The 9,931-nt window shown below is 68.3% G+C and carries 10 protein-coding genes; 5 read left to right on the forward strand and 5 right to left on the reverse strand.

Annotated features, from left to right (window positions below; translation table 11 throughout):
* Both AX744_RS06750 and AX744_RS06755 read right to left on the reverse strand, forming a co-directional pair.
* Positions 1-1,293: hypothetical protein (locus AX744_RS06750; protein ID WP_231728753.1), on the reverse strand; the 1,293-nt coding region annotated here is incomplete at its 3' end.
* Positions 1,294-1,394: 101 nt separating this feature from the next.
* Positions 1,395-2,015 carry a PadR family transcriptional regulator gene (locus tag AX744_RS06755; RefSeq protein ID WP_058633164.1) on the reverse strand — a complete coding sequence of 207 codons (621 nt, stop codon included), beginning with the start codon at positions 2,013-2,015 and terminating at the stop codon, positions 1,395-1,397.
* A 188-nt stretch (positions 2,016-2,203) separates the two neighbouring features.
* On the opposite strand from AX744_RS06755, the gene secA reads away from it, so the two are divergent.
* Positions 2,204-5,005, forward strand: a complete 2,802-nt coding sequence (secA, locus tag AX744_RS06760) for a preprotein translocase subunit SecA (RefSeq protein WP_061015955.1) — start codon at positions 2,204-2,206, stop codon at positions 5,003-5,005.
* A 65-nt stretch (positions 5,006-5,070) separates the two neighbouring features.
* Positions 5,071-6,297 (forward strand): pyridoxal phosphate-dependent aminotransferase, encoded by a 1,227-nt coding sequence (locus tag AX744_RS06765; protein WP_061015948.1) that lies wholly within the window; start codon positions 5,071-5,073, stop codon positions 6,295-6,297.
* Here AX744_RS06765 and AX744_RS06770 read toward each other — a convergent pair.
* Both AX744_RS06770 and AX744_RS06775 read right to left on the reverse strand, forming a co-directional pair.
* Positions 6,221-7,456, reverse strand: coding sequence for an AAA family ATPase (locus tag AX744_RS06770; protein ID WP_061015950.1), 1,236 nt, complete (start codon positions 7,454-7,456; stop codon positions 6,221-6,223). The genes AX744_RS06765 and AX744_RS06770 overlap by 77 nt on opposite strands.
* Positions 7,453-8,073: an SAF domain-containing protein gene (locus AX744_RS06775; RefSeq protein WP_061015951.1), complete on the reverse strand. Its 621-nt coding sequence runs from the start codon at positions 8,071-8,073 to the stop codon at positions 7,453-7,455. Before AX744_RS06775 ends, AX744_RS06770 begins: the two co-directional genes overlap by 4 nt.
* Positions 8,074-8,170: 97 nt before the next feature.
* Between AX744_RS06775 and AX744_RS06780 the strand changes: the two genes are divergently transcribed.
* Entirely contained in the window at positions 8,171-8,449 is a 279-nt protein-coding gene (locus AX744_RS06780; RefSeq protein ID WP_046749818.1) for a helix-turn-helix domain-containing protein, read from the forward strand.
* Here the strand turns inward: AX744_RS06780 and AX744_RS06785 are convergent.
* Complete coding sequence (locus AX744_RS06785) at positions 8,437-9,048, reverse strand: hypothetical protein (protein ID WP_061015953.1); 612 nt, start codon at positions 9,046-9,048, stop codon at positions 8,437-8,439. The genes AX744_RS06780 and AX744_RS06785 overlap by 13 nt on opposite strands.
* A 130-nt stretch (positions 9,049-9,178) precedes the next feature.
* Here AX744_RS06785 and AX744_RS06790 point away from each other — a divergent pair, with 130 nt between their 5' ends.
* Both AX744_RS06790 and AX744_RS06795 read left to right on the forward strand, forming a co-directional pair.
* Positions 9,179-9,565 (forward strand): Rv3235 family protein, encoded by a 387-nt coding sequence (locus AX744_RS06790; protein ID WP_045262053.1) that lies wholly within the window; start codon positions 9,179-9,181, stop codon positions 9,563-9,565.
* A gap of 24 nt (positions 9,566-9,589) precedes the next feature.
* The coding region (locus AX744_RS06795; protein WP_197429168.1) for a histidine kinase N-terminal domain-containing protein at positions 9,590-9,931 on the forward strand (342 nt) is incomplete at its 3' end.

Consider the following 9,931-nt stretch of genomic DNA (forward strand, 5'->3'; position numbering starts at 1 on the left):
ACGAGCCCGCCGAGGATGCCGGAGGCGGGGACCTCGCCTCCGGCATCCTCGTCGTCCGCCGCCGCCCCAGCCGCCACCGCCGCCCCAGTCCTGATCCTGCGGACGGGAGGAGTCGATGTCGCGCTGCGCGAGCTGCAGTGCTTCGGAAGCCAGATGAGCCACGCGGCGCGCCTGGACGAGCGCGGCTTCGCGGGTGTCCTCTGCGGGCAGCAGGTCCGAGAGGTCGACCCGCAGCCGCTCCGCCTCCGCGAGTCGGGTTCGGGCATCCGCGCCGATCCACCCCCGATGGCCGGAGATGAGGCCTCGCGCGACGCCCAGCTGGCGGTCGGCGTCGTCGATGGCATGCTGCACCTGAGCGAGGCTCGGCAGCGGGTTCTCCGCCCTGTGACGGGCCTTGGCGATCGCCTCGTCGAGCGCGGAGTTGGCGTCACGCAGCTGGGACAGCTCGGCGAAGGGGTCGTTCGGCTGCCCAGAGGGTGTGAGCGCGGCCAACGCTCTCTGGAGGGCGGCGACGGCGTCGGCGACGGCCGGGACGTTCGGTGCTGTTCGCGCCGCGATGAGATCGCCGCGCGAGTCGGCGACGACCTCGGCGAGGGTGGATTCCGCGCGAAGTGCCTCGATCTCGAAGTCCTCCACGGCGTCGAGCAGGGCGGAGGCACGGCGGGTGGCCTCGGTCGCCGTCTCGAGCGCCACGTTGGCTTCCTCGTTCTGCTTCGCGGCCCGACGGCGCTCCGACACGTCGGCGCTGTGGGTCGCGAAGCTGATGAGCTGCTCCGCTTCGGCGGCACTCGCGGTGATCTGATGCATGGCGGAGTCCGCATACCGCGACGAGAGGCGGGAGATGGCTTCGCTGGTCTGCGGGATGCGAGCACTCAGCGCCGCCGCGTCTGCCCGCACCTGGGCGATGATCTCGGGTGCGCGGCGTACCTTGGCGACCGACTCGGCGAGCACGGAGGTCTTCTCGTCGAGAAGGTCCTGCGCCCAGTCGCAGAGCTGGAGGATGCGCGCGTTGCGTGTGCGCAGCTCTTCGTCGGTGTCGGGGATCTCGTCGTGGTTCAGCTGGTGGAGCTGGAACGCTTCCCGCAGATGGGTGCGTACAGCCGCGAGCGCCCTGCGCAGATCGGCTGTGAGCGACTCGCCGAGTTCCGCCTCCGCGAAGGCGAGCTCATCGGAGGTCGTGCGGATCCGCTCGTCTGCGCTGACCAGGGCCTGCTCAGCACGGCGTGCGAGATCGGCGTCCTGAGCGGCGAGTTCTTCCTGTTCGCGTTTGCGTCTGCCCCAAAATCCAGCCATGACCCGATCCTAGTTTCCCGGGGGCCAGCGGTGGCTGAGCATCCGCTCGGGGCGAACGCGGAACCGGTCCGCGTGAGCGAGCCGGGCGACATCGGGCCGGGTCAGGACGCCGCGATCGCGTCGGCCGTCGCCGTCTCGGCCTTCGTCGGGCGTCCCCGCTTCGGGCGATCGGCGGTGAGCTCGAGTGTCATCGCGTGGCGAGGGTGGGCACCCAGACGCTGTGCGGCATGGTCCAGCCATCGGATCTCGGCCTCGGCGGCGAAGATCATCGAGTCGGCGACGAGCGACCACGCGAGTCCCTCAGGGGCGTCGACGTCCCGATGTGCGCGTCGCTGCCTCTGCAGCGCCTCCAGCTGTCGGAGCGATGCGGATCGCTGGGACTGGATCGCGGCTGCGGGGTCGACGCCGGGCAACGTGGCGGCGACCGCGACCTTGATGGCGAGTTCGTCTCTGGTGCCCTGGGGGCGCATGACGGGGGAGGAGAGCCAGCGGTCGACCTCCGTCCGTCCGGCGTCGGTGATCTGCCAGTACACATGGCCCCGGTCGTCTGCCTCTCCGCGCGAGACCAGGCCGTCGCGTTCGAGACGTTCGAGCGTGTTGTAGATCTGCCCGACGTTCAGCGGCCAGATGGAACCGGTCCGGCGATCGAACTCATGACGGAGCTGATAGCCGTAGCACGGCCCCTGCGCGAGGATCGCGAGCAGACTCTGGCGTACTGACATCGTTCGTCTCCTGTGGCCGTCCGGGAATGCGATACCGAGTATATGGTCGGCGCGCGAACGTCCGATTCGACGCGCGGGACGGCTATGCAGGCGACGTGCAGGTCACAGCCCGGTAACATGGCGAAGTATGCCTGGCGTCGGGTTCACCGACGACCGGCGGTTCACCCACCGACAGGGAGATGACATCCGTGGCCAATCCTCTTGAGAAGCTCCTGCGTGCGGGCGAAGGGCGGGTCATCCGCCGCCTGAATCAGGTCGTCAAGGCAGTGGGTGCACTGGAAGAGGACATCTCCAAGCTCACCGACGACGAGCTGCGCAACGAGACCACCGAGCTGCGCGCGCGCTTCGAGAAGGGCGAGACGCTCGACCAGTTGATGCCGGAGGCCTTCGCCGCCGTGCGCGAGGCCGCCAAGCGCACCCTCGGCATGCGCGCATACGACGTGCAGATCATGGGTGGGGCCGCCCTTCATCTCGGGAACATCGCCGAGATGAAGACCGGTGAGGGCAAAACCCTCGTCGCGACGCTGCCCGCGTACCTGAATGCGATCGCCGGCAAGGGCGTTCACGTCATCACGGTCAACGACTTCCTCGCCAGCTACCAGGCCGAGCTCATGGGGCGCGTGTTCCGCGCGCTCGGCATGACCACCGGCATCATCGTCTCCGGTCAGACTCCGGCAGTGCGCCGCGAGCAGTATGCCGCCGACATCACCTACGGCACGAACAACGAGTTCGGCTTCGACTACCTGCGCGACAACATGGCCTGGCGCAAGGAGGATCTCGTCCAGCGCGAGCACTTCTTCGCGATCGTCGACGAGGTCGACTCGATCCTCATCGACGAGGCGCGCACCCCGCTCATCATCTCCGGCCCGTCATCGGGCGAGGCGAACCGGTGGTTCGCCGAGTTCGCGAAGATCGCCCGCACCCTCGAGGTCGGCGAGGACTACGAGGTCGACGAGAAGAAGCGCACGGTCGGCGTCCTCGAGCCCGGCATCGAGAAGGTCGAGGACTACCTCGGCATCGACAACCTCTACGAGTCCGCGAACACGCCGTTGATCTCGTTCCTGAACAACTCGATCAAGGCGCTGGCGCTCTTCAAGAAGGACACCGACTACGTCGTCATGAACGACGAGGTCATGATCGTCGACGAGCACACCGGCCGCATCCTGGTCGGTCGCCGCTACAACGAGGGCATCCACCAGGCGATCGAGGCGAAGGAGGGGGTTCCGGTCAAGGCCGAGAACCAGACCCTCGCGACCGTCACACTGCAGAACTACTTCCGTCTCTACGACAAGCTCGCCGGCATGACCGGTACGGCCGAGACAGAGGCCGCCGAGTTCATGTCGACTTACAAGCTCGGCGTCATCCCGATCCCGACCAACAAGCCGATGATCCGCAAGGATCAGTCCGACCTCGTCTACAAGAACGAGACAGCGAAGTTCGCGCAGGTGGTGGAGGACATCGCCGAACGGCACGCCGAAGGCCAGCCGGTGCTGGTCGGAACGGTGAGCGTCGAGAAGAGCGAGTACCTTTCGCGTCTGCTCGCCAAGAAGGGCATCAAGCACGAGGTCCTCAACGCGAAGAACCACGCGCGCGAGGCCGAGATCGTCGCGCGCGCCGGTCGCCTCGGTGCCGTCACGGTCGCCACGAACATGGCAGGACGAGGAACCGACATCATGCTCGGTGGAAACGCCGAGTTCCTCGCGGTCCAGGAGCTCAAGGGCAAGGGGCTCGACCCCGTGGAGACGCCCGAGGAGTACGAGGTCGCCTGGGACGAGACGTACGAAGCGATGAAGGCCGTCGTCGCCGAGGAGGCCGAGAAGGTGATCGAGGCCGGTGGCCTCTACGTGCTCGGCACGGAGCGCCACGAGTCCCGCCGTATCGACAACCAGCTCCGCGGTCGCTCCGGGCGTCAGGGCGACCCGGGCGAGAGCCGCTTCTACCTGAGCCTCACCGACGACCTGATGCGTCTGTTCCAGTCGGGCGCTGCCGAGGCGATCCTCGCCAGGACCAACTTCCCCGACGACGTGCCGATCGAGTCCGGTCTCGTGTCGCGTGCGATCCGCAGCGCTCAGTCGCAGGTCGAGTCCCGCAACGCGGAGATGCGCAAGAACGTCCTCAAGTACGACGACGTCCTGAACCGTCAGCGCGAGGCCATCTACGCCGACCGCCGTCAGATCCTCCAGGGCGACGACATCGCCGACCGGGTGCAGCACTTCATCGAGGACGCCATCAGCGGTGTCGTCCGCGACCACACCGGCGAGGGCCACAACGAGAGCTGGGACTTCGACGCGCTCTGGACCGAGCTCAAGACCCTCTACCCCGTGGGGGTGACGATCGATGAGGTCGTCGCCGAGGCTGCCGACCGCAGGGGCGGTATCGACGCCGACGGCCTGACCCGCGAGCTGCTCTCCGATGCCAAGATCGCGTACGAAGCGCGCGAAGAGGCCCTCGGTGAAGCGGCGACGCGTGAGCTGGAGCGTCGCGTCGTGTTGCAGGTGCTCGATCGCCGCTGGCGCGACCACCTCTACGAGATGGACTACCTCAAGGACGGCATCGGTCTGCGGGCCATGGCCCAGCGCGATCCGCTCATCGAGTACCAGCGCGAGGGCTACGCCATGTTCCAGTCGATGATGGGACAGATCAAGGAGGAGTCGGTCGGCTACCTCTACAACCTCGAAGTCGAGGTGCGTCGTGCCGGCGACTCCCAGACGGCGGAGGTCGAAGCCAAGGGGCTCGCCACCGATGGGGGAGAGCAGCGTCTCGAGTACTCGGCGGCCAACGATGCGGGCGAGGTCGAGGTCCGCAACGACCGCGGCCAGGTCCAGCAGGCGGCGACGGATCGCGTACGCCAGGCCGCTGCCCGCGCTCAGGCTCCGCAGAGCGAGCCGGAGGAGGCGCCGAGAGGAGCCTTCGGCCAGCGCACCGATGCAGCGGCTCCGGCCGCAGGCAACCGCGAGCAGCGTCGGGCCCAGGGCAAGAAGAAGAAGTAGGGCGTGCGCAGAGGAGGGCCAGTCCGCGTGGATTGGCCCTCCTTTCGTCGCTGTAGGCTTGGCCGATGACCCCAACGCGCAACTTCGACCAGTCGTCGAAGCTCAAGAACGTCCTGTACGAGATTCGCGGAAACGCCCTCGTCGAGGCGGCGCGGCTGGAGGCGGAGGGCCACAAGATCCTCAAGCTCAACACCGGCAACCCGGCGATCTTCGGCTTCGACGCCCCGCACCAGATCGTGCGCGACATGCTGGCGGCGCTGCCGACCGCACACGGATACAGCGACAGCAAGGGCATCATCTCGGCCCGACGTGCCGTGGTGAGCCGATACGAGGAGATCGAGGGCTTCCCCCGGTTCGACCCCGATGACGTGTACCTCGGAAACGGTGTGTCCGAGCTCATCACCATGACGATGCAGGCGTTGCTGGACGAAGGCGATGAGGTCCTCATCCCGGCGCCGGACTACCCCCTCTGGACGGCGATGACCAGTCTCGCTGGCGGCACACCGGTGCATTACCTCTGCGACGAGGAAGACGAGTGGCAGCCCGACCTCGAAGACATCCGCTCGAAGATCACACCGCGGACCAAGGCTCTCGTCATCATCAACCCGAACAACCCCACCGGCGTCGTGTATTCGCGCCAGATCCTGGAGGGGCTGGTGCAGATCGCCAGGGAGCACGAGCTGCTGCTGCTCTCCGACGAGATCTACGACCGGATCCTGTTCGACGGAGCGGTGCACATCCCCACGGCCACGCTCGCTCCCGACCTGCTGTGCCTGACCTTCAACGGCCTCTCCAAGACCTATCGGGTCGCGGGATACCGGTCGGGCTGGATGGTCATCACAGGGCCGCAGGATCACGCGAAGGGCTTCCTGGAGGGCATCACGCTGCTCGCGTCCACGCGACTCTGCCCCAATGTGCCGGCGCAGCACGCCGTGCAGGCGGCGCTCTCCGGAGTGCAGTCGATCGAGGCGCTCATCGCGCCGACGGGGCGTCTTCATGAACAGCGGGACATCGCGTGGGAGGGGCTCGAGTCGATCCCCGGAGTGTCGTGCGTCAAGCCCCAGGGTGCGCTGTACGCGTTCCCTCGACTCGACCCGAACGTGCACGAGATCAGGGACGACGCCCGTCTGGTGTACGACCTGCTGGTCTCGGAGCACATCCTGCTGGTCCAGGGCACCGGATTCAACTGGGCGACCCCCGACCACCTCCGACTGGTCACGCTCCCCGAACCCCGAGTGCTGAGCGAAGCCGTCGAACGATTGGGGAACTTCCTCTCGAGCTACCGGCAGTAGCCGTCGCCGGCGGGGAGAGGGATGCCGCCAGTCTCCGCACGGCGGCGGCGAACGGCGAGCGGGGCGCGACATCGGTCATCGGCCGGGCGTGCAGCAGAGCCGCATCCGCCGCGCGCAGGTCGAAGGGGAGGAAGAAGACGTCGGTGATGCCGGCGAACCTCTCCAGGGTGCGTCGCACCTGCCCGCGCGCATCGATCCCGAGGGGGCCGGGGCGCACCTGATTCACCACGACGATGACGGGCGTGGGGGAGGTGAGGCGGCGAAGCTCGGCATGATCGCGGATGAACCTGCTGATACCGAGCGGGTCGGCCGATGCGATCGCCACGATCAGATCCGCCTCCTGCAGCGCAGCCGTGGTCGCCGCGTGACGTCGTGGTCCGGCAAGGTCGTACGTGACTTCGTCGTCGGCGTCGAACGCACCGGCGACGTCCACCACTGTCTCGTCGATCCACCCGCGACAGGTGCCGAGCGCGGCGACGAGGCGCGCGGATGACAGCTCTGGCCAACGGCTGGGGCGGTTGATCCCCGGCAGCACTTCGATCTCACCCGCGCTCGTCGTCACCGTCGTCGCCAGTCGCGTCAGCTCCGCCGGATCGAGCGCGCCGCGCTCGGCCCTCCGGCAGGCGGCGGCGATGCCGGGAGCGTCGTCGCCGAGACCGAGAAGCATCGCGAGCGAAGGAGCGACGGTATCCGCGTCGACCAGGGCCGTGCGGCGTCCGGTGCGGGAGAGCTCCACGGCCAGCTGGATCGACAGGGTCGACCGCCCCGGCGCCCCATGTGGTCCCCAGACGGCGACGATACGAGGGGGGAGCTGGGCCTCTGGTGGCGGTGGCGTGTCCGTCTCGGCCAGCAGCGCGGCTGCGATCTCCCACCCCGCCGCGTCAGGTCGCAGCGCTGTGGAGAGGCCGAGACGGCCCAGCAGTCGGCTGTCCTCGGCGCCGAGAGCCAGGATACGGACTCCGGCACGGTCGCACAGTGCGATCAGGTCCGCATTCAGGATCGATCGAGTGGCGGGGACGATGATCGCTTCCACCCCGTCCGGGATCTCTGCGAGTGGGGCGGCGGGGACGGTCGCGATGACATCGACGCCTTCGAGGGCGAGTTCCGCTGCCAGCTCATCCGCCCGTGGCTGCGGGATGGCCACGACGACGCCCGTCACGATCCCGCCCCGACCGGCACCACCGAGAGCGCGGAGCCTCCCGTGATCGCCGCGAGCACGTCGGCGACATCGGCGCGGTCGATCACGACCTCGAGCCGGGTTCCGGCCTCGGAGAGCACCCCCTCGGGTTCGAGCACGTCGCGGACGATCACGTCTGCGACCAGGATGCGCGGGACATCGTACGAGCGCCCTTCATCCACCGGCGGTGCCTGCCAGATCTCGACGACTGTTCCCGCGGCGACGCCTTCCGGGATTCCCGTCGTGCTCTGGATGACCACCGTCGTCGATCGGCTGTCCTCCGCATCGGTCAGCGCCGAGACGGGGACGAGTTCGCCGCCGTCGAGGGTGCGGGTCGCCACGCTGTCCGCAAGGAGGTCGTCGGGCCCGAGGTATCCCTCACCGGCAGCGCCGAGTCGCACGTCGACGACCTGGAAATCCGCGGCGGTCACGGGCTGGCCCTGCGTGATCGTCCGGGTGGTCTGGAGAACGGGTACCGCATCGTCGGCGGCGGAGACGATGAGCCAGACCCCGCCGATCGACAGAGCGACCAGGGCGATGCCGATCAGGAATCGCACGTCGCCCCAGAAGGCGCGACGGGGAGGAGAGAGGGAAGCCATGGCGATATCGTCACAGAATCGGCTTCGGCGCTTCGCGAGTTATCCACAGCGAAGGATCCGGCGGCACCTGCGGGAGCGCCTGGGAGAGAATGGGCACATGGCTGCCACCCCCGTTCGCGCACCGCGTTATCTCGCGCCGGCGCAGGTGGCGGAGCTGCTGAGCATCGGCGTCGACGAGGTGGTCACCCTCGTGCAGGAGGGGAGGCTGAGGGGCGCTCGGCTCGGTTCGCCGCCTCGGTGGCGAGTGGAGGAGTCCAGCCTCGACGGCTATCTGTCCGAGGAATCGGAGATCGCCCGCCGGATGGCGCTGTGGCGACAGTCTCAGACGGCGAGTTTCCCCGAGGTCTGGGGAACGTCCGCCGCTCAGGGCATCTGACCGCTCGAAGCCCGCAGCGCGACGAGTGAAGAGAACGGGACGACGCGGAACGCCTGCACCGCCGCGGCCGATCGCGCTTCGCCGGGATCGTGCACGGCCAGATCCAGATGGTCGGCGGCCGCACGATCGATGGTTCCGTGGAGGTCGTCACCGACGAGTGTGGTGATGCGCACCGGCACACGACGCCGGGCGAGATCGCGCAGCACGAAGCCGAGCGTCATCCGTTCCCGCAGTGGCACGTCGGCGGCCGCGGGCTCATCGAGACTCGCGAGGATCATCCCGTGATCCAGCGTGATCCCCGCGACCGCGAGGAGGGGCAGGATCGATGTGCCGGAAGCGGGGCTGCCGCCGCCGGTTCCTCTCGTCCTCACGGCTATCCAGTCCGCTCCGAGGGTCTGCAGCGAGACGGGGATCCGTCGCCCGCTCGTGAGGTCGATGGTGGCCTCGGCGCCGCCGCCGCACAGTGCGCGCAGGCGATGGCGCAGATCCAGCCGCGCGATCCGCAGCCGCTCCGACTCGGCATCGAGCACCGCACGCTCCGCCTCCCATTCCGAGGCGAGCTGGCCCTCGAGGTCTTCGAACAGTCGGTCCCAGTGCATTCGACAGAGCGTAGGCGACCGGGATACGGGGCATACGAGTTATCCACATTCTTCGTCGATCCCGGCCCTGTCGAGATGCACGCGCTGCTGTACTGGCTCACTCGCAGACCGTCCCGATCGAGAGTCCGTCATGATGCCGCACGAGTACTTCGCACCCCAGCCGACGTCGACCAGCGAGCTTCCCGATCCTGTACCGCTTCTGCGCAGCCTCACACACGGCGTCCTCGAGGTCCTCGCCGGGGTCAGGGAGGTCGACCAGCTCGCCCGATGGCTCAGCGAAGACGCGTTCCGGAGCCTGGTGACCCGCGCGAACCTGTCCGCCAGGGCACGCAGCGCGCGCGGGGTGGTGCCCGCGCGGCCGACGTTCGAGATCAGGGCGCTGAGGGTCACAGAACCTCTCGACGGGGTGATCGAGGCCGTCGTCGTGGTGGCGGGGCCCGGCCGCACCCGGGCGGTCGCCGTCCGGCTGGAGGGAATCGATCGTCGGTGGCGCGCGACTTCGCTGGCGATTCTCTGAGGCATCTGACCGTAGGCTGGTCAGGTGTCAACCCTCAGTGATCTCGCCCATGCCCAGGGGCGCCTGAACGACAGCGATGTCGAATGGCTCCATCGACTCGCCGGCGACGGTCAGCTTCTCGCAGACCTCGCCTCTGCCGACATCGTGATCTGGATCCAGACCGAGGACGGGTCGTTCATCGCCGTCGCGCATGCCCGGCCCAGCGGTGCGGCCACGCTCTTCTATCGCGACATCGTGGGAGAGCGGGTGCGGCCCCAGTGGCGCACCCAGGTGCAGGGGGCATTCGAGTCCGCCGAGATCGTCGATTCCTCCTCGCCCGATTGGTTCGAGGAGACACCGACGAGGGTGCGAGCGGTGCCGATCGTC

Origin of the sequence: Microbacterium sp. CCH5-D1, assembly GCF_001557335.1 — a bacterium.
Taxonomy (GTDB): Bacteria; Actinomycetota; Actinomycetes; order Actinomycetales; family Microbacteriaceae; genus Microbacterium; species Microbacterium oxydans.

What these genes read in the sequence shown, in the direction of transcription:
- AX744_RS06755 (WP_058633164.1), bottom strand. Translation starts at nt 2,015, where the DNA reads ATGTCAGTACGCCAGAGTCTGCTCGCGATCCTCGCGCAGGGGCCGTGC.
- AX744_RS06765 (WP_061015948.1), top strand. Translation starts at nt 5,071, where the DNA reads ATGACCCCAACGCGCAACTTCGACCAGTCGTCGAAGCTCAAGAACGTC.
- AX744_RS06775 (WP_061015951.1), bottom strand. Translation starts at nt 8,073, where the DNA reads ATGGCTTCCCTCTCTCCTCCCCGTCGCGCCTTCTGGGGCGACGTGCGA.
- AX744_RS06780 (WP_046749818.1), top strand. Translation starts at nt 8,171, where the DNA reads ATGGCTGCCACCCCCGTTCGCGCACCGCGTTATCTCGCGCCGGCGCAG.
- AX744_RS06785 (WP_061015953.1), bottom strand. Translation starts at nt 9,048, where the DNA reads ATGCACTGGGACCGACTGTTCGAAGACCTCGAGGGCCAGCTCGCCTCG.
- AX744_RS06790 (WP_045262053.1), top strand. Translation starts at nt 9,179, where the DNA reads ATGATGCCGCACGAGTACTTCGCACCCCAGCCGACGTCGACCAGCGAG.